The sequence below is a fragment of the Streptomyces sp. NBC_01622 genome (assembly GCF_045209635.1).
Lineage (GTDB): Bacteria > Actinomycetota > Actinomycetes > Streptomycetales > Streptomycetaceae > Streptomyces.
The window spans coordinates 911,375-930,974 of record NZ_CP109293.1 but is presented as its reverse complement, the minus strand read 5'-3'; the positions used below and the strand labels follow the sequence as shown (position 1 = coordinate 930,974).

Sequence of the window (19,600 nt, the reverse complement as noted above, 5' to 3'; positions counted from 1 at the left end):
ACCGCGGTCGGCGGATCTCGCGGACGCAAAGCACGGCCGAAAGCGGTGGGTGGCACGGCCGTTCAGGTTACGGACATGTTGACCGGCCTCATGGGCGTGGCCCACGCTCTACATGTAGATGCTAGATACAACTGGTTCGGCCGGCGGAGCTCAGTACCTGGAAAAGCCCAGGTGATACGGACTTCTCCGGTCGGCCGGACGCAGGAGGTAACGCATGTGCGGCATCACCGGCTGGGTCTCCTTCGACCGTGAACTGCGCACCGAGGCCGCGACATTGGATGCAATGACCGAGACGATGGCCTGCCGCGGCCCGGACGACCGCGGCGTCTGGGCGCAGGGTCCCGCCGCCCTCGGACACCGCCGGCTCGCGATCATCGACCTGCCCGGCGGGCGCCAGCCGATGACCGCCGACACGGCGGACGGCACGGTCGCCCTCGTCTACTCGGGGGAGACCTACAACTTCACCGAACTGCGCCGTCAACTCGCCGACCGGGGCCACCGGTTCACCACCGACTCCGACACCGAGGTCGTCCTGCACGGCTATCTCGAATGGGGCGACGCCGTCGCAGAACGCCTCAACGGCATGTACGCCTTCGCGATCTGGGACGGCCGCCGCGACCGGCTCGTCATGATCCGGGACCGCATGGGCATCAAGCCCTTCTACTACCACCCGACCCCCGACGGCGTCCTCTTCGGCTCCGAACCCAAGGCGATCCTCACCAACCCGCTCGCCCGTGCCAGGGTCACACTGGACGGCCTGCGGGAACTCTTCACCATGATCAAGACACCCCGACACGCCATCTGGGACGGCATGTTCGAGGTCGAGCCCGGCACCGTCGTCACCGTCGACCGCGCGGGCCTGCGCCGCCGCGCCTACTGGCAGTTGGAGACCCGCCCGCACACCGACGACCGCGACACCACCGTCGCCACCGTCCGCACGCTCCTCGACGACATCGTGCGCCGCCAGCTCGTCGCCGACGTGCCCCGCTGCACCCTGCTCTCCGGCGGCCTCGACTCCTCCGCCATGACCGCCATCGCCGCCCGCCAACTCGGCGAGCACGGCGAGAAGGTGCGCAGTTTCGCCGTCGACTTCGTCGGCCAGAGCGAGAACTTCGTCGCCGACCAGCTCCGCGGCACCCCCGACACGCCGTACGTCCACGACGTGGCCCGCGCCTCGGGCACCGACCACCAGGACATCGTGCTCGACGCACAGGCCCTCGCCGATCTCGACGTCCGGGCGAAGATGATCCGGGCCCGCGATCTCCCCATGGGCTTCGGCGACATGGACTCCTCGCTGTACCTGTTGTTCCGCGCCATCCGCGACCAGTCCACCGTCGCCCTGTCCGGCGAGTCCGCCGACGAGGTCTTCGGCGGCTACCAGCAGTTCTTCGACGAGGAGGCCCGGCGCGCAGCCACCTTCCCCTGGCTGGTGCGCTTCGGCCGGGACTTCGGGGACGACTCCGACGTCCTGCGCACCGACCTGGCCGAGGCACTCGACACGGAGTCGTACATCGCCGACGGCTACCGCACCGCTGTCTCCGGCATCCAACGCCTCGACGGCGAAAGCGACTTCGAGTACGGCATGCGACGCATCTGCCACCTCCACCTCACCCGCTTCGTCCGTATCCTGCTCGACCGCAAGGACCGCGCGAGCATGGCCGTCGGCCTGGAGGTCCGTGTGCCGTTCTGCGACCACCGGCTCGTCGAGTACGTATACAACACGCCCTGGTCCCTCAAGTCCTACGACGGCCGGGAGAAGACCCTGCTCAGGGAGGCCACCGCGGACGTCCTCCCGAAGTCCGTGTACGACCGGGTCAAGAGCCCGTACCCGTCCACGCAGGACCCCAAGTACGCGGTCGCCCTCCAGGACCACGCCAAGGACCTGCTCGCCCGCCCCTCCCACCCGGTCTTCGACCTCGTGGACCGCGACAGGCTCCGCCAGGTCGCCCACCGAGACGCGCCCATCAGCACCCAGGCGGGCCGGCGTGGACTGGAACGCGCCCTCGACCTGGCGCTCTGGCTGGACCTCTACACGCCCGAGATCTCACTCGCCTGAGGTGTCCGGCGGGCAGGAGCTCCCGCTGGGCGGCAGCGAGCCGTACAGCAGGAAGTCGTTGACCTTGGTGTGCACACACTTGGAAGACGCGTAACCGGTGTGGCCCTCACCCTTGTTGTCGAGCACCACAGCCGAAGAGCCGAGCCTGTGTGCCGTCTCCACGGTCCAGCGGTACGGCGTCGCCGGGTCGCCCCGGGTGCCGACGAGCAGCATCTTCGACGTGTCCACGTCCTTGACGTCGTCGCGGATGTAGTCGGTGCCCTTGGGGCGGCCGTAGCACATCAGCACCTCGTTGAGCCGGTAGCGGCCGAAGACCGGTGACGCGGCCCGGTACTCGGCGCGCAGTCCGGCCAGGTCCTTGGTGATCCGCTCGGCGGTGGGGCGGTCGGGGTCGTCGGCGCAGTTGATGGCCATCAGCGCGGCCGGAAGGTTGTCGAGCGGGACGTCCTGCGCGTCGACGAGTCCGCCGCCCGCCTCCTCGCCGCCGCTCCGCAGGCCGGGCAGCCCGGACCCGCCGGACGAGAACGCCATGACGGCGCGCGTGTCACCGTCCTCCACCAGTGAGGCGATGGCGCGCTCCAGCGTCGGCCACAACTGCTTGCTGTACAGAGCCTGACCGATGGCGCCCACCAGATCCTGGCCGGAGAAAGTGTCGCCGAAGTCCGTCTGCACCGGATCCCGGTCGAGCGAGTCGACGAGTCCTACGACCCGGTCCGGCGCCGACCGCGCGTCCGTGCCGAACGGACAGGCGATGTCCTGCACACACCAGTTGAGGAAGTCCTCCAGCGCGGTCTGCTGCCCCTCGGCGCCCGCCATGCCCTGCTCGGACAGCGGCTCGGTGAGTGTGTCGACGCCGTCGAGCACCAACCGGCCCACCTTCTTGGGGAATTGGTCCGCGTACACCGCGCCGAGCCGCGTTCCGTAGGAGAAGCCCAGGTAGTTGAGCTTCTTGTCGCCGAGGGCCTGGCGCATCACGTCCAGGTCCCGGGAGGCGTTGACCGTGCCTATGTGGGGCAGGACGGGGCCGGAGTACTTGGCACAGACGGCCGCCGCCTTCCGCAGTTGCTTGAGGACGACCTTCGGATCGCTGCTGTCGATGTCGGCCGGTTCCTCGTCCGTCGCGGCCGAGCCCTGGTCGACGCCCGCGCCACAACTCACGGGCGAGGACTGGCCGACACCGCGCGGATCGAAGGTGACGACGTCGTAGCCGTTCGTCAGATCCATGAACTCCTTGCCGTCCGAGGCGAGTTCACTGACGCCCGCACCGCCTGGCCCACCGAAGTTCAGCAGCACCGAACCCCTGGACTTCCCGGTCGCCCGGTAACGGGCCAGCGCGAGATCGAGCGTCGCCGCGCCGGGCTTCGCGTAGTCGAGCGGAACGGTGACCTTCCCGCACTGCAGATCCTTGGGCGCGTCCGGGTCCTTGCACGCGGCCCACTTGACCTTCTGCCGGTAGAACCGGGACAGGTCGGGACGCGGCCCGTCGTCGGCGGCGGTGAGCGTGGGCAGCCCCGCGCCGAGCAGTGCCAGCGTGAGGACCCCGGTGAACGCGCAGCGCCGGAACGCGGGCCGCGATGACAGCTTGGCCAGCATCAATGCCTCCAAGGACGCGCTGTGACCAGCGCCCTCGATCACGATAAGCGGGCCTCACGGGGCTCGCCTCCCGGCGGGCGAAAGGGTGCTCGGTGCCGTATTCTGCGCCCCTTCAATAGGTATAAGAGGTTTTCCGACTAATGGTTTTCCGATTGACCCGGGGTGTTGGAGGGGTGTTGTTACGAGTAGTTCGATAACCGTGACGCTCGATGGAGTGAAAGGCCGATAAGCCATAACTCGGATGGTGCGCCCACGTTTTATTCGGTGCGGGCGACTGCCCGCGACCAAGTCTGGAAGGCAGGGAACCTATGAAACGGGTTACCCGAAACGGGATGATCGCCGTCGCCGCCGCGTCCGGTGCGATGGCCGCCGCGCTGCCGGCGTTCGCCGACTCCGCCGCGGACGGCTCGGCGGCCGGTTCGCCGGGGGTGGTCTCCGGCAACACGATCCAGCTCCCGGTGCATGTACCGGTGAACGTGTGCGGGAACACCGTGAACGTGGTGGGGCTGCTCAATCCCGCCGCGGGCAACAGTTGCGCCAATGAAGGCGGCGGAGCGAAGAGCCCCGCCGGACCACGCGGAGGAGCCTCGGCACACGGCGGCGGAGAGGATGCACCCGGTGTGCTGACCGGAAACGGAGTACAGCTCCCGGTTCATCTCCCGGTGAATGTCACCGGCAATTCCGTGAATGTCGTGGGCGTCGCCAATCCCGTCGTGGGCAACCAGTCCGTGAACGCCTCCGGTGACCACCCCCACCACCCGGCGTGGCCGACGCCCGAGCCGCCGGCGCCGACTCCGGCGCCACCGAAGCCGCACCCGGCACCCGCTTCGGATGTGCGGGGGCAGCTCGCCCCGCCGGCCGCCGCGGCCTCACTCGCCCACACGGGCACGGACGACACGATCCCGGCCGCCGCCGCGGGCGCGGCCCTCATCCTGGGCGGCGCCGCCCTGTACCGGCGCTTCCGCCCCAGGGCCGGCCGCTGACCCGAGCACCGCGCGGGACGGAAGGCCCCACCGGGCAGGCGACCGGTGGGGCCTCCGCCGTTCGAACCGCCCTGATGCGTCAGGGGCGTTCGCCGCGCAGGATGCTGTACCGCACCCCGTCCCGCCACTGCCCGTCCCGGTACGCGACGCTGCGCAGGACGCCCTCCCGGGTGAACCCGGCCTTCTCCAGGGCGCGTTGTTCGGCGATGTTCTCCGACTCCGTGTCGGCCTCGACCCGCATCACCAGGGTGTGCGCGAACAGATAGCGCACCAACTGCCGTTGCGCCTCGGTCCCGACGCCCTGTCCGCGCGCCTCGGGCAGCAGGGTGATGCCCATGTTCCAGTAGTGGCAGGTCGGCGTCGTGGTGACCTTCCGCCAGGCGACGAACCCCACAGGCTCCTCAGCCCGGACCACCATCAGATACGACCGGTCACCGCCGAGCAGACGGTCCTCCGACCACTGCCGCCGCCAGCGCCGGACGTCGCTCCAGCCGTACCACTGGAACTCGGACGCGGCCTCCGGGTCGCTGAGGAAGCGCTCCATGACGGCCAGGCCGGCTTCGTCCACCGGTCGGAGTGCGATGTTGTCCGAGGTCATGCGGGGCAAGCGTAGAGGGTCTCAACTAGTGGGCGTCGTCGGGGTGTTCCCCGGAACCGGCCGGAGCCCTGAGGAGTGCGTGGGCCGCCTTCCGGAACGCGGAGAGCAGTCGGTTGTGCTCGCCGGCCCGGGTCGCGAGGGCGACATGGCTCGGCTCGACGCCGTGCAGGGGGATCGCGGTGATGTCGGGGCGGATCGTCTGCCCGGGGCGGATGCCGGCCGCGATGGCCACGGCCCGTCCGTCGGCGACGAACTCGAACTTGTCCTCCAGGGCCCGGATCACCGGACCACCGGGCGCCGGCCGGCCGTCGGGCCGGGGATCGATACGCCAGAAGGCGGCCCACGCCGGGTCCGCGCCGGGGAGCTGCGGAACGGGCTCGTCGGCGATGTCGTCCACGGTCACGGACTCCTTGCCGGCCAGCCGGTGGTCGAGCGGGACGAGCAGGACGCGTGGCTCGTCGTAGAGGACCGTGACCTCCAACTCGTCGGTGGAGAACGGCAGTCGGGCCACCACCGCGTCCACCCGCCGCTCGAACAGCGCCACGCGTACATCGTCGTAGGCCAGATGTACGACGTGCACATCGGCGTCCGGATGCCTGCGCCGTACCTCGCGCACCGCCGGGGTCACGAACAGGTTGGCCATGTACCCGACGGTGAGTCGGCTGGGTTCCGCGGCGGCGCGGGTCTCGGCGGCGGCCTGGGCGGTGGCACGCAACAGCCCCTTGGCGCGCGGCAGAAAGACCTCCCCGGCCTCCGTCAGCCGAGTGCCCTGCGGGGTGCGGTCCAGCAGCCGGGCGCCCAACTGCTCCTCCAGCCGCCGGACTTGACGGCTCAGGGACGGCTGGGTGATGTGCAGGGCCTCGGCGGCGCGACCGAAGTGACGCTGCTCGGCGACGGCGATGAAGTACCGCACGAGACGCAGTTCGAGATCGGGCGCGGGAGGCAGGTCCGTCATGCACCAAGCGTACTGCGCGGCACACTGAACATCTCGCCGAAAGGGTCACTGATCAGCAGTGATGCCTGATCCGCATTGCCTCATGCGAAACAGGCTTTGGACCCAGAACCGATGCCCTGACCACGATGGAAGCACAGCACAACCCAGTTCGACACCCACCCACCGAAGGAACGCAGCATGCGTGTATTCGTCACCGGCGCGACCGGATTCATCGGCTCCGCCGTGGTCCGTGAACTGCTCGACGCAGGGCACACGGTCACCGGTCTGGCCCGCTCCGACGCGTCCGCCGAGGCGCTGACGGCCGCGGGCGTCGCCGTGCACCGGGGATCGCTCGACGACCTCGACAGCCTGCGCCGCGGCGCCGAGGCGGCGGACGGGGTCTGCCATCTGGCGTTCATCCACGACTTCACCGACTTCGCCGCCAACTGCGCCACAGACCTGCGCGCGATCGAGGCGATCGGCGAGGCGCTCGCGGGCACCGACAAGCCCTTCGTGGTGACCTCGGGCACCCCCGGGCTCGACCGGGGGCGGGTGGCGACGGAGGAGGACCGGGTCGACCCGGAGTCCTTCTCGGCGATACGGCAGCCGTCCGAGATCGCGGCGGTCGCGCTCGCGGAGAACGGGGTACGGTCCTCGGTCGTCCGGCTGCCCCGGTCCGTGCACGGCACGGGCGACAAGGGATTCGTCGCGGGGCTGATCGCCGTCGCCCGCCAGAAGGGCCTGTCGGCGTACGTCGGCGACGGCACCAACCGGTGGCCCGCCGTGCATCGCCTCGACGCGGCCCGGCTGTACCGATGGGCCCTGGAGTCGGCCCCCGCGGGCGCGCAGTACCACGCGGTCGGCGACGAGGGGCTGCCGCTCCGGGAGATCGCGGAGGTCATCGCCGCCCGTCTCGACGTACCGACGGGCAGCGTGACGCCCGAGGAAGCCGTCGGGCACTTCGGATTCCTGGGCCTCGTCGCCTCGCTGGACTGCCCTGCGTCGAGCACCCTGACGCAGAAGCAGACGGGGTGGCAGCCGGTGGAAGTGGGCTTGCCGGCCGACCTCGAAGCGGGCCACTACTTCGACGTGGACTAGGAGAAGGGCTCCCGGCAGCGGCGCCACGCCCCGGGCACATAATCCCGTTGCCGGTTCCGCCCTCGGCTGCTGGAGTGGGGGCATGGATCATGCCAAGGTGCTCGCCCTCCACGACCGCGACCTGCGCGAACGCGCCCGACCCAACGGGCCTGGTGCCCGTGTGGAGCGGACCGGGGGAGTGGTGCGGCAGGTCGCCGACGCGGACGGCTGGAACGGCATCCTGTGGGCGGACCTGGACGAGACCGACGCCGACGCGGCGATCGCCGAACAGATCGCGTACTTCACCGGACTCGGCCGCGACTTCGAGTGGAAGCTCTACGGCCACGATCTGCCGACGGATCTCGGACAGCGGCTGACGGCGGCCGGGTTCACCCCCGAACCGCAGGAGACCCTGATGATCGGCGAGATCGCCGCACTCGCCCTCGACGCCGAACTGCCGGACGGCATCCGCCTGTTGCCCGCCACCGACCGCGCGGGCGTCGACCTCGTGGCGGACGTCCACGAGAAGGCCTTCGGCTCGGACAGCTCCCGGCTGCGGGCCGGCCTGCTCGCCCAGCTCACCGCAGACCCGGACACGGTCGTCGCTGTCGTCGCCCTCGCCGGGGACGAACCGGTGAGCGCGGCACGGATGGAGCTCGTGCCCGGCACCCAGTTCGCCGGCCTGTGGGGCGGCGGCACGGTGGAGAGCTGGCGGGGCCGCGGCATCTACCGAGCCCTGGTCGCCCACCGCACCCGCATCGCGGCCGACTGCGGCTACCACTACATCCAGGTCGACGCCTCCGACCAGAGCCGCCCCATCCTCGAACGCCTCGGCCTCGCCCCGCTCACGACCACCACGCCGTACCTGTACGAGCCGTAGAACCGCAGCTCAGCGGCGTGATGTCACAAACGCGCCGACCCGGTCCGTCGCACCGGTATGACGACGAACCCGAGCAATCAGAGCATCCTCCTCGCCGGTGCGAGCGGCGTGCTCGGCGGCCACATCACCAAGGTCCTCACCGACGCCGGCCACAAGGTCACCGGCCTCGGGCGGGGACCCGGCAACGGCATCCGCGCCGACCTCATCGACCGTGACGGACTGCTGCGCGCCGTCGACGGCCACCACTTCGACACGGTCGTCCACGCCGTGACCGCCCTGCGCAAGGCACCCCTGCGCCACCGCGACATGCACGCCACCAACGCCCTCCGCATCGAAGGCACGGCCCACCTCATCGAGGCCGCCCGGGCCACCGGGGCCTGCCGGTTCATCGCCGAATCGATGGTCTTCGGCTACGGCTACGGGGACTTCGGCCCCCGCCCGCTCACGGAGGACGACCCCTTCGGCCCGCGCGGCACCACGACGGAGCTGGAGAAGCACATCAAGGCTATGCGTACCAAGGAAGAACTCACCTTCACAGCACCGGGCTTGGAGGGCATCGCCCTGCGCTTCGGCCTCTTCTACGGCCCCGGCGGCACCGACGCCATCCTCCCCATGCTGCGCAAGCGGCAACTGCCCGCCCCCGACGACCACGGCCGGGTCCTGCCCTGGGTCGAGCTCACCGACGCGGCCCGCGCGGTGGCCGCCGCCGTCGAACGCGGGCGCGCAGGGCAGGCGTACAACATCACCGACCGCACACCCCTGGGCTTCCGTGCCCATGTGCTGTGCGTGGCCCGGGAGTTCGGGCTACCGAAGCCGATCGCGCTGCCGCTGTGGACGGTCCGTCCGATGGGTTACGCGCACACGATGATGACGAGCAGCCAGCGCGTGTCCAGCGCGAAGGCCGAACGTGAACTGGGCTGGACGCCCGCGTACCCGTCCAGCCCCGACGGCCTCGCCGCGCTGCGCGCCGCGCGTTGAGCGGCACGGAGGGCGTCCAGAGCACTACGGAAACGCCTACAGGTCGAGCTGGTACTCCACCGCCCGATGTGTCGGCACATAGCCGAGCGCGTCGTTCACCGCCCGCATGGGCGCGTTGCCGTCCGCCGTGTCCGTGAGCAACCCGGCCAGCAGCGGGTGGAGTTGGCGCGCCCGCTGGATCGAGGCGGCCTTCATCCAGCGGGCGAGACCGCGGCCACGATGGGCGGGCAGTACGGCCGTACCGTAGTGCTGCGCGTCGCCGCGCCCGTCGCCCGGCACGACCAGTTCGGAGAAACCGACGACGCGTCCGTCGGCCGTGTCCAATGCGGCGACGGTGTGCAGTAGCTCCCCGCGTCGCGCGACCGTCTCGGCTGCCGCGACCAGTCGTTCCACATCCCATGTGACGGTGCCGTAGTCGGTGTCCTGCATCGGCATGTCGTCCATCGCACTGCGCGACTCGGCGTACGAGCGGGCGAGTCCGGTCGGAACCGTGCCGTTCCATTCCGTCAACTCATAGCCGGGGCGCGGGCGTTGGGCATGTTCGCCGATCACCGTGAGATCCGCGTCGGCCAGCGACAGGCGGGCGTACGTCAGGGTCAGTACCGGACGGAAGCCACGGGCCGGCAGGAACTCGTCGGCGGGTGAACCCTGTTGGGCCTGGGTGACGATCGAGCGTCGGCCCTCCGCGCGGGCGGCGGCCGTCGCGGCCTCCAACAGCCGGGTGCCGACGCCCTGTCGGCGTTCGCCGGCGTGGACCGAGATCTCCAGTTCACCGAGATGCGCCTGCCCCTTCTTGAGGAACAGGCGCAGCGAAGCCGACCCGACGGGTACGCCGTCGCCGTCCTGGGCGAGCCAGACGAGACGACGGCTCGACGGGCCGGACTCCGGATCGACGAGCGGGATGACGCGTGGTGACAAGGGTTCTCCGGGAGGGATACGCGAAACGCGGGACCGGGCGGCGGGCTCGCAGTAGCTTGCCGCCGCCGGGTCTCACCCGCAACGCAATTCCCGTCGCCCGCTCAGCGGCGCACCCTCGTCCGGTCCAGCGCGGCGATGCCGACGGCCGCCAGGCCGATCTGGATGAGCCACTCGATCCAGTCGATGCCCTTCGTGTCGGCGACCCCCAGGCCCGAGGCGATCGCCGCGCCGAGCAGCGCGGCCACGATGCCGACCACGATCGTCAGCACGACGCCGATGTGCTGACGCCCCGGAACGACGAGCCGCCCCAGCACGCCAATGATGATGCCGATGATGATGGCACTGATGATGCCCGAGATCTCCATCTCCGCCCCTCTTTGTCGATGTCCTCGCTCTCACCTTGTGCCCGCTGCGGGCTGAGCCACTCCGCCGAGTTCTGCCCACTGTTATTGCCGCGACTTTCTGTTCACCACCCCTTCATGCCATGTACCTTTCAATCGTTCAACGCGTGTAGAACTCCCCAACTACCGTTCTACGCGCGCAGATCAGGCGCCCGCACCGCACCTTTCCCATCCCCTCACGGAGGTTCGCCGGATGCTTGGATCCAGAAGATCCCGCCGCAGACTCACCACCGCCCTCGCCGGCCTGGGACTTTTCGTCACGGGGGCGGCCCTCCAGGTCACCACCACGGCCACGCCCGCGCACGCGGCCACCACACACCGCGTCCTGTTCGACGACGGCCACGCCGAGGAGGCGGGCAACGCGGACTGGATCATCTCCACCAGCAAGCCCGACCCGCTGGCCCAGGACTCCTCCCCGTCCGCCGAGACCGACTGGACCGGGGCGCTCTCCTCGTGGGGTGTCGCCCTGCAGAAGACCGGCAGTTACAGCCTGAAGACCGCCACGAGCGCGCTCACCTACGGCGGTTCCTCGACGACCGACCTGTCGAACTTCGACACGCTGGTCCTGCCCGAGCCCAACACGCTGTTCACGACGGCCGAGAAGACCGCGATCATGACGTTCGTCCAGAACGGCGGCGGCCTCTTCATGATCTCCGACCACACCGGCGCCGACCGCAACAGCGACGGCGAGGACGCGGTCGAGATCCTCAACGACCTGATGACGAACAACAGCGTCGACTCGACCGACCCGTTCGGCTTCTCCATCGACACCCTCGACATCAGCTCCGGCTACCCGGCCGCGATCAGCGACAGCAGCAACGCGGTCCTGAACGGCGCCTTCGGCACGGTCACCAAGAGCCTGATCGCCGACGGCACCACGGCCACTCTCAAGCCCGCCGACAACGCGAACGTCAAGGGCCTTGTGTACCGCAGCGGTTACTCCGGCAACACCGGCGCGTTCTTCGCGACCAGCACCTTCGGCAGCGGTCGCGTCGCCTTCTGGGGCGACAGCTCACCGATCGACGACGGCACCGGCCAGTCCGGAAACACGCTCTACGACGGCTGGAACGACACCGGCGCCACCAACGCCGCCCTCGCCCTCAACGCCACCGCGTGGCTGGCCGGCGACGGCAGCACCGGCGGCGGTGGCGGAGGGGGCGGTGGCACCTGCACCGCCGCCCAGCTGCTCGGCAACCCGGGCTTCGAGTCCGGCAACACCACCTGGACGGCCAGCAGTGGCGTCATCACCAACTCCAGCAGCGAGGCCGCCCGCACCGGCTCCTACAAGGCCTGGCTCGACGGCTACGGATCGGCCCACACCGACACGCTGTCCCAGTCGGTGACCATCCCGTCCGGCTGCTCCGCCACCCTCAGCTTCTATCTGCACATCGACACGGCGGAGACCACCACCAGCACCGCCTACGACAAGCTGACGGTCACCGCCGGATCCACCACCCTGGCCACGTACTCGAACCTGAACGCGGCCTCCGGATACGTCCTGAAGTCCTTCGACGTCTCCTCCCTGGCCGGCACCACCGCCACGATCAAATTCAGCGGCGTCGAAGGGTCCACCCTCCAGACGTCCTTCGTCATCGACGACACCGCGCTCAATGTGAGCTGACGACGACCGGTGGGGCCCGGCGGCGGCCGGGCCCCACGGGTTCTCAGGTGTTCACGCCGCCGGGACCGTCCGCTCCGGTGTGTTCCAGCCGGAGACCCGTACCCGGGGCGCCGACCCGTGCAGTTCGGACGTCCGGTAGGTCACCGTCAGCGTCTTCGACTCCCCGGGCCACAGGCTCACTTCGTTGTCGGACCACGTCACCGGCAGGACCGGCCTGCCCGCCGAGTCCACGAGATGGACATCGGTGAGGAGTGAAGGAGTCTTCCCCTTCCCGGAGTTGCGCACCGTGACCGTCGTGGTCGAGGTGCCGTCCGTGCCCGCCGAGGTCGACGCGGTCGCCGAAACCGGCACCTGTGCCATCGAGTTGAGCCCCTTGAGATCTGCGTAGCTCGTCGTCGGCGTGTAGTACCAGTCGGTGTGCGCCCAGTCGAGCGTGTCGGGCTTGCCGGAGAGCCAGTACACGTTCCGGCTCACCTCCTTGCCCGACGCGTCGGTGAGCGTCAGCCGCACCAGGTACGTCGTCGACAGCCCGGCCGGCGACGAAGGCAGGGTCAGCGCGGTGCCGTGCGCACCGCCGCCGGAGACCGTCACCCCGGCCACCTGTTTGTCGTAACTCTGCGTGCCGTCGGTGTTGAACAGCGTTGCCCGCGCCGTGAGTTGCGAGGCGGACGCGTTCCGGTTGTTCACCACGACGACCGAGCGGTCGTCGTAGGAGTACTGGATGTGCAGCGGTTCGTTCGCCTTCTTCGCGCCGAAGTAGGCGCCGCCCTGGTCGAGGTAACGGTCCATCAACTGCCAGTGCAGGGACGTCCATCCGCTGTTGAACATCCAGTAGACGACTCCGGTCGCCGGCTTCGAGGCGTCGGTGGCGTTGCGCTCGTACGCCTCGAACTGGGCACGCACGTTCTCGTACTGGGCGAGCTGGGCCTTGCGCACGTAGTCGGTGAGGCTCGTCGGCGGTCCGTAGCGGCCGGTGAGGGCGTTGTCGTAGAGCTTGAGGGTGTTGAAGACCGGGGAGGGGGAGCGGTGGTACTGCTTGGCGCCCGGGTCCTTCCAGAGAGTGGCCAGTTCGGCCGGGGTCATCATGCGGCGCAGGGTGTCGAGGGTGGGGATGTCGGGGCCCGCGCTGGTCTCGGAGTTGAAGCCGGTGGCGCCGCCCTCGCGTTTGGCGTACCAGTAGTTGGGCGGGATCCAGTCGTACGGGCCGGTCATCTTCATGCCCGAACTGCCGCTGATCGGCGAGGAGTTGTCGGAGGCGGCGGCGACCACCGGGGTCTTCCAGTCGGCCGCCTTCAGCGCGTCGAGGTAGGTCTTCTCGATCCTCGCGTCGGGGGCGAAGTCACTGCCGATGAGGAAGGAGATCACGCTGGGGTGGTCGCGCAGCCGGGCGGCCTCGGCGGCCATCGACGCCTTGGCGACCGGATAGTCGGCGGCGGTCCACTTGACGCCGGTCTCGTCGCCGTTGACCTGGCCTTCCCACTTGTCGCAGCACTCCCAGCCGGGGAGGGTCAGGATGCCGTAGCGGTCGGCCAGGTCGAAGAACTCGTCCGGCTCGATGTGCCCTTCCAGGCGAATGGTGTTCAGGCCCAGGTCGAGGGCGTACTTCAGGCGGTCCTCGACATAGGTCCGGTCCCAGCGCAGGAATTCGTCGGGTGACCAACCGCCGCCCTTGATCAGCAGCTTGCGGCCGTTGATCCGGTACTGGCGGTCGCCGTCCGAGTTCAGCGGGGCCTCGACGTCGCGGATGCCGAAGGTCTGGTGCGCGGTGTCGGAGGGGGTGCCGTTCACGGAGACGGTGAGGTCGAGGCCGTAGAGCGGCCGGTCGCCCATGCCGGCCGGCCACCACACCTTCGGGGAGTTCAGGTGGACGGCGAAGGTGACGGTCTTCGTCTGGTGTGCGGCGAGGGAGACGGTCGTGGCGAAGGTCCGGCTGCCGATGCTGCCGCTGACCTGCGTGGTGACGGGTGTGTTCGAGTCGTTTCGCGCCTGCGCCTTGACCGTCAGGTCGGCGGTGGCGAGCGACGGGAGGGCCAGTTTGGTCACCACGTGTGCGTCGCGCAGGGCGACCGGGCCGCCGCGGCGGACGAGGACGTCACGGACGATGCCCATGTTCTGGTCGGGCGGCGGCTGGAGCCAGTCGATCCAGCCCATGGTGAGGTTCTTGTCCGGGTCGTTCGGCCGGATGCGGAAGGCGACCGTGTTCGTGCCGGAGCGGACGAGCGAGGTGACGTCCAGCTCGTGTTGTGTATAGGCGCCGGTGACGTCGGCGGCCTTGGCGATCTGCTTGCCGTTGACGTAGACGTCGGCCGCCGAGATCACCCCGCTGAAGTCGAGGTAGGTGCGCCTGGTGCGGTCCGTGACCGTGAAATCGCTGCGGTACCACCACGGCACCTGGAAGTCGGCCTTCGGGATCTTCTGCTGGTTGGTCGAGTAGAAGGGGTCGGCGTACACGCCGTCGGCGATCAGGGCCGCGAGGACCGTCGAGCGCGCGCCGGCCGGGTACCAGCCGGTCGCCCGATAGCCGGGGGACGAGACGGTCGCCGGGGAGTCGGTGACCTTGGCGGACGACTGGATCGCGTAGCCGGACAGCGGGGTGGCGGTCCCGGCCGTCGGGCGTACGGCGGTCACCGGGGCCTGCGCGCGCTGCCGCGGGGACGGCTCCCGGGCTCCCGCCCAGGCGCTGGTGGTGAGGGTGCCCAGCAGGCCGAGGGCGATCGCGGCCGTGGCGAGACGGCTCCTGAGGAGGGGGTGGACGGCGGGGCGGTGGAACACGGGGACTCCAGCCTCGTCAAGTTAGGAAACTTTACTAACTGCGACAGAAGGTAGGCCGGACGATGGGGCGTGTCAATCACTGTTGCCCGTGGGTGAGTTGTTCAGGACGCCGAGTGGCGCTCGAAGACGAGGTCCCGGGCCGTGCCCAGCGCGGTGGCCACCGCGCCCAGCAGCACCGCGTCCTCGCCCAGCGCGCTGGGCACGATCTTCGGCCGCAGCGGGGTGAGCGCGCGCAGGTTCTCCCGCACCGGACGGAGCAGCAGGTCCACACTGTGCCCGACGCCGCCGCCCAGGACGACCAGGTCCGGATCGAGCACGGCCGCGGCGGCGGCCACCGTGTGCGCGATCCGCTCGCCCTCCAGCTCAACCGCCTTCACCGCGGCGGGATTTCCCTGCCGGGCCGCGTCGAACACGGCCTTCGCGGTGAGCTGCTGCCCGCTCATGCCGAACATGCGGGCGGCCTGGACGACGGCCACCCCGGACACGGCGTCCTCCAGCGTCTCCGGCTTCTGCCGCCCGGGCCAGGGCAGGAACCCGATCTCCCCGGCCCCGCCGTGCGCCCCGGTGAACAGCCGCCCCTCGCTGACCACGCCCATGCCGAGACCGGTGCCGATCATGATGTAGGCGAACAGCCGGCTGCCCGCGCCGACGCCGTAGGTGTACTCGCCCAGCGCCGCGAGATTGGCGTCGTTGTGCACCTCCAGCGGGACGCCCAGGTCCTCCCGCATCCGGTCGAACAGCCCGGCCCGTCCCCACCCCGGCAGATGCATCGCATACCGGACCCGCCGCCGCTGCTCGTCGTACACACCCGGCGTGCCGACCACGGCGTGCACCACCGCGGCCGGTGCGACCTCGGAGTTCGCGACGACCTGGTGTGCGGTGGCGACCACCAGCTCGGCCATGGCGCCCGAGCTGCGGGCCCGGTTGCGGACGTCCGCCCGGGCCACCACCTCGCCGTCCAGATTGGCCACCGCGACCCGCAGCCAGCTGCGCCCGACGTCGATCCCGAGCGCGTAGCCGGCGGCCGGATCGGGGGCGTAGAGCACGGCGGTCCGGCCGCGCTCGGGTGTCCGGGTGCCGACCTCGTGGACCAGTCCCGCCTCCGCCAGGGCCGCCAGCGCGCTGGAGACCGTCGGCTTCGACAGGCCTGTCTCGCGGGCGAGTTGGGCGCGCGAGGCGGCACCGGAGGTGCGCAGCCGGTCGAGCAGCAGCCGCTCGTTGGCGCTCCGCAGCCGCTGCCGGCTCCAGGGCTGTTCCTGCTGCTCTATGACGTCGCTGGCGGGCATCGCACCATTCTCACTCATCGGGGACACCCTCTTGACGAGTCTAGTAAGGCTCCTTAACTTTATCGCCCAGTCAGCCACCGGATACCGGCCCGCACGCCGCACCCCGCCTCCCCCGAGTCACGCACCCCCTCAGGAGCCCCCATGTCCGGTAGTCCGCCCCCAGAAGGCGGCTTCGTCCGTCGCGTCGGCCTCTTCCAGGCCACCGCCATCAACATGAGCCAGATGTGCGGCATCGGGCCGTTCGTGACCATCCCGCTCATGGTCGCCGCGTTCGGCGGCCCGCAGGCGGTCATCGGCTTCGTCGCGGGCGCGATCCTCGCGCTCGCCGACGGGCTCGTGTGGGCCGAGATGGGCGCCGCGATGCCCGGCTCCGGCGGCAGCTACGTCTATCTGCGCCAGGCCTTCCAGTACCGCACGGGCCGGCTGATGCCGTTCCTGTTCGTATGGACGGCGATGCTCTTCATCCCGCTGATCATGTCGACCGGCGTGGTCGGCTTGGTGCAGTATCTCGGCTATCTGGCACCGGACTTGGGCAAGACCTCGGGCGACCTCATCGGTCTCGGCGTGGTCGCCCTAGTGGTTCTCCTCCTCTGGCGCGGCATCGAGAACATCGCCCGCATCACCGCCGTGATGTGGACGGTGATGATCGCCTCGGTGTTCCTGGTGATCCTGGCCGCGGCAACCCACTTCAGCGGCCACCTCGCCTTCACCTACCCCGCGCACGCCTTCGACCTGGGCAGCGACCACTTCTGGCTCGGCTTCGCCGGCGGCCTCACCATCGGCATCTACGACTACCTCGGCTACAACACCACCGCCTACATGGGCGCCGAGATCAAGGACCCCGGCCGCACCCTGCCGCGCTCCATCCTGTTCTCCATCGTCGGTATCATGGTGATCTACCTGCTGCTCCAGATCGGCACGCTGGGCGTCATCGACTGGCACCGGATGACGAACGTGAACGACATCGCCTCCACGTCGGTGGCCTCGGCGGTCATGGAGAAGACGTGGGGCAAGGGCGCCGCCGACACGGTCACCGTCCTGATCGTGATCACGGCCTTCGCCTCGGTCTTCACCGGCCTCCTCGGCGGCTCCCGGGTGCCCTACGACGCGGCCCGCGAACGCGTCTTCTTCCGCCCCTACGCCAAGCTCCACCCCAAGCACCGCTTCCCGATGCTCGGCCTGGCCACCATGGGCGTGATCACGGCGATCGGCTTCCTCATCGGCCGCCACACCGACCTCGCGACCCTGATCCAGCTCCTCACCACGGTCATGGTCATCGTCCAGGCGCTGGCCCAGATCATCGCCCTGACGGTTCTGCGCAAACGGCAGCCGACCCTCCGCCGCCCCTACCGCATGTGGCTCTACCCGGTGCCCAGCATCGTCGCCTTCGTCGGCTGGTGCGTGATCTACGGCTACGCCGACAAGAACTCCCCGGGCCGCCACCCCATCGAGTGGTCCCTCGCCTGGCTCGCTCTCGGCTGCGTCGCGTTCGTCGTGTGGGCCCGCTTCGAGAAGGTGTGGCCGTTCGGCCCGAAGGAGATCACGGAGGAGTACCTCACGGAGACGGTGCCGGAACCCGCCCGTACCTAACGGCTGTTGACCCATCCTGTCGCGGCCGGCACCTCACCCGCGATGTCCACGAGGGAGCGCCCGTCGGTCACCACCCACACGGTGTCCACGGGCGCCCGCTCGTCCAACAGCCGCTCCCTGCCAGTGCTGTCGGCCCGAGCCCGCTATATCCCGGCGCAGCGTAATTCCCCCACACGGCAGTCGAGTTGGCCTCGCCGATCGCCACCCGGTGCGGATCGCCGTCCGGCGCCGGCGCGTCTCTCGATGAGCAGCGCTTCCGCGTGATCCATGGATACTCGTGCGGTCGAACGCATTCGGGGAGGCGGGCCACGTGGAGGAGTCGGTGCTCGGTGGAGGCGCGGTCAACGAGGTCGTACGGGTCGAGGCGACCGTACGCCGTACTCCCTCCCAACGGTCGCGGTACGTCACCGAGTTGCTCGCGCTGTTCGAGCGGCGGGGGTGGGCAGGGGCGCCGCGCTTCCTCGGTACGGACGAGCGCGGACGGGAGGTGTTCCAGTACATCGAGGGCCGGGCGGCCGTCGCCCCCGAGGAATGCTCCGCCGCCCGCAGCGACGACAGCCTGGTACGCGTCGCACGCCTCGTCCGCGCCTTCCACGACCTGACGCACGGCACACCGGCGGCGGGTGACCACGACGTCGTGTGCCACAACGACCTGGCCCCCAAGAACACCGTCTACGACACCGCGTGGCGCCCGGTGGCCTTCGTCGACTGGGATCTCGCCGCCCCCGGCGAGCGCGTCCACGATGTCGCCCACGTCTGCTGGCAGTACCTGGACCTCGGCCCGGCCGTCACCGACGTGCGCGAGATCGCCCGTCGGATCGCGCTGATCTGCGAGACCTATGGCCTCGACGACCCAGGTCGGCTCATCGACACCGTCCTGTGGTGGCAGGACCGCTGCCGGCGGGGCATCGAAGCCGGTGCCGAGCGCGGCGAACGCGGTATGGCCGGGCTGCTGGCGAACGGTGTCGTGGACGAGATCCGGGCCGCGCACGACTGGGTGGCCGCGCACCGCCGTCAGCTGGGCGCTTTCCTGGCCTGAGACGAACCCGTCCCGGGCCGTCGAAACGCCCACCTTGACATGCAGGTAATTGCCTGCATAACGTTGAGTGTGCGATCCGAACATAACCCAGGGATGGACGCGGTCTTCAAGGCACTGGCCGACGAGACCCGCAGGCGGCTGCTGGACCGGCTGCACGAGCACAACGGGCAGACGCTCGGCGAGCTGTGCGGGCGTATCGACATGACCCGCCAGTCGGTGACCCAGCATCTGGCCGTCCTGGAGGCCGCCAACCTGGTCAGCACGGTGCGGCGCGGGCGGGAGAAGCTGCACTACCTCAATCCGGTCCCGCTGCACGAGATACAGCAGCGCTGGATCGACAAGTTCGAGCGCCCGCGCCTGCGCGCACTCGGAGACCTGAAGCGACGAGCCGAGGAAGCCATGACCGACAAACCGACATTCGTCTACGTCACCTACATCGCGAGCACTCCCGAGAAGGTCTGGGACGCGCTCACCGACGCCGATCTGACGGCCGCGTACTGGGGCCACAGCAATGTGTCCGACTGGCGGCAGGGTTCCCGTTGGGAGCACGTGCGCATCGACGGTTCCGGCATCGCCGACGTCGTCGGGACCGTGGTCGAGAGCGACCGCCCGAACCGCCTGGTCACCACGTGGACCTCACCGGAGAACGAGGGCGAGGAGGACACGTACTCCCGCGTCACCTACGACATCCGGCGGCACGAGGACATCGTGCGGCTCACCGTCACCCACGAGGACCTCGCCGACGAGGGCGAGCTGTCCGACGTGTCCGGCGGCTGGCCGGCGGTGCTGTCCAACCTGAAGTCGGTCCTCGAAACCGGCAGCCCCCTCCCGCAGTCGCCGTGGCTGGTGCCGGGCGACCACTGAAGGGGGCGTG

General features: G+C 69.8%; 16 protein-coding genes. 9 read left to right on the top strand and 7 right to left on the bottom strand.

The genetic code is table 11. The features are described from left to right. Window positions 1-214 precede the first annotated feature (214 nt). Window positions 215-2,056: an asparagine synthase (glutamine-hydrolyzing) gene (asnB, locus tag OH768_RS04265; protein WP_406450154.1), complete on the top strand. Its 1,842-nt coding sequence runs from the start codon at window positions 215-217 to the stop codon at window positions 2,054-2,056. On the opposite strand, the gene OH768_RS04260 is transcribed toward asnB, so the two are convergent. Then, the gene (locus tag OH768_RS04260) at window positions 2,045-3,649 is read right to left on the bottom strand and encodes an alpha/beta hydrolase (RefSeq protein WP_406450152.1); all 1,605 of its coding nucleotides are present in this window, start codon (window positions 3,647-3,649) and stop codon (window positions 2,045-2,047) included. The two genes, asnB and OH768_RS04260, sit on opposite strands and share 12 nt — an antisense overlap. Before the next feature lie 332 nt (window positions 3,650-3,981). Between OH768_RS04260 and OH768_RS04255 the strand changes: the two genes are divergently transcribed. Further along, window positions 3,982-4,632, top strand: coding sequence for a chaplin (locus OH768_RS04255; RefSeq protein WP_406450150.1), 651 nt, complete (start codon window positions 3,982-3,984; stop codon window positions 4,630-4,632). A 79-nt stretch (window positions 4,633-4,711) separates the two neighbouring features. Here the strand turns inward: OH768_RS04255 and OH768_RS04250 are convergent, their stop codons facing one another. Together OH768_RS04250 and OH768_RS04245 are read right to left on the bottom strand one after the other, a co-directional pair. Next, a complete protein-coding gene (locus OH768_RS04250; protein ID WP_406450148.1) occupies window positions 4,712-5,230 on the bottom strand; it encodes a GNAT family N-acetyltransferase in 519 nt (172 codons plus the stop codon). 25 nt (window positions 5,231-5,255) lie between these two features. After that, complete coding sequence (locus OH768_RS04245; protein ID WP_406450146.1) at window positions 5,256-6,185, bottom strand: LysR family transcriptional regulator; 930 nt, start codon at window positions 6,183-6,185, stop codon at window positions 5,256-5,258. Between the two features lie 177 nt (window positions 6,186-6,362). Between OH768_RS04245 and OH768_RS04240 the strand changes: the two genes are divergently transcribed. From OH768_RS04240 to OH768_RS04230, 3 genes are all read left to right on the top strand, one after another. Continuing rightward, window positions 6,363-7,262 carry an SDR family oxidoreductase gene (locus OH768_RS04240; RefSeq protein ID WP_406450144.1) on the top strand — a complete coding sequence of 300 codons (900 nt, stop codon included), beginning with the start codon at window positions 6,363-6,365 and terminating at the stop codon, window positions 7,260-7,262. Between the two features lie 82 nt (window positions 7,263-7,344). Beyond that, window positions 7,345-8,121 carry a GNAT family N-acetyltransferase gene (locus OH768_RS04235; protein ID WP_406450142.1) on the top strand — a complete coding sequence of 259 codons (777 nt, stop codon included), beginning with the start codon at window positions 7,345-7,347 and terminating at the stop codon, window positions 8,119-8,121. Window positions 8,122-8,178: 57 nt separating this feature from the next. Further along, window positions 8,179-9,099, top strand: a complete 921-nt coding sequence (locus tag OH768_RS04230; RefSeq protein ID WP_406450140.1) for an NAD-dependent epimerase/dehydratase family protein — start codon at window positions 8,179-8,181, stop codon at window positions 9,097-9,099. A gap of 36 nt (window positions 9,100-9,135) precedes the next feature. Here the strand turns inward: OH768_RS04230 and OH768_RS04225 are convergent, their stop codons facing one another. Both OH768_RS04225 and OH768_RS04220 read right to left on the bottom strand, forming a co-directional pair. Next, window positions 9,136-10,017 (bottom strand): GNAT family N-acetyltransferase, encoded by an 882-nt coding sequence (locus tag OH768_RS04225; protein WP_406450138.1) that lies wholly within the window; start codon window positions 10,015-10,017, stop codon window positions 9,136-9,138. Between the two features lie 101 nt (window positions 10,018-10,118). Continuing rightward, window positions 10,119-10,382: a GlsB/YeaQ/YmgE family stress response membrane protein gene (locus OH768_RS04220; protein ID WP_019069104.1), complete on the bottom strand. Its 264-nt coding sequence runs from the start codon at window positions 10,380-10,382 to the stop codon at window positions 10,119-10,121. 229 nt (window positions 10,383-10,611) lie between these two features. Here OH768_RS04220 and OH768_RS04215 point away from each other — a divergent pair, with 229 nt between their 5' ends. Next, a complete protein-coding gene (locus tag OH768_RS04215) occupies window positions 10,612-12,039 on the top strand; it encodes a hydrolase (protein ID WP_406450136.1) in 1,428 nt (475 codons plus the stop codon). Between the two features lie 51 nt (window positions 12,040-12,090). Here the strand turns inward: OH768_RS04215 and OH768_RS04210 are convergent, their stop codons facing one another. Together OH768_RS04210 and OH768_RS04205 are read right to left on the bottom strand one after the other, a co-directional pair. Continuing rightward, window positions 12,091-14,811 (bottom strand): glycosyl hydrolase 2 galactose-binding domain-containing protein, encoded by a 2,721-nt coding sequence (locus tag OH768_RS04210; protein WP_406450134.1) that lies wholly within the window; start codon window positions 14,809-14,811, stop codon window positions 12,091-12,093. 101 nt (window positions 14,812-14,912) lie between these two features. Further along, window positions 14,913-16,097: an ROK family protein gene (locus OH768_RS04205; protein WP_406465135.1), complete on the bottom strand. Its 1,185-nt coding sequence runs from the start codon at window positions 16,095-16,097 to the stop codon at window positions 14,913-14,915. Between the two features lie 141 nt (window positions 16,098-16,238). Here OH768_RS04205 and OH768_RS04200 point away from each other — a divergent pair, with 141 nt between their 5' ends. The 3 genes from OH768_RS04200 to OH768_RS04190 all read left to right on the top strand — a co-directional run bounded on the left by OH768_RS04200 (window position 16,239) and on the right by OH768_RS04190 (window position 19,590). Further along, window positions 16,239-17,687, top strand: a complete 1,449-nt coding sequence (locus tag OH768_RS04200) for an APC family permease (RefSeq protein WP_406450132.1) — start codon at window positions 16,239-16,241, stop codon at window positions 17,685-17,687. 277 nt (window positions 17,688-17,964) lie between these two features. Next, complete coding sequence (locus tag OH768_RS04195; protein WP_406450130.1) at window positions 17,965-18,726, top strand: phosphotransferase; 762 nt, start codon at window positions 17,965-17,967, stop codon at window positions 18,724-18,726. Window positions 18,727-18,819: 93 nt separating this feature from the next. Continuing rightward, window positions 18,820-19,590, top strand: coding sequence for an ArsR/SmtB family transcription factor (locus tag OH768_RS04190; RefSeq protein ID WP_399119040.1), 771 nt, complete (start codon window positions 18,820-18,822; stop codon window positions 19,588-19,590). The last annotated feature ends 10 nt before the right edge of the window (window positions 19,591-19,600 follow it).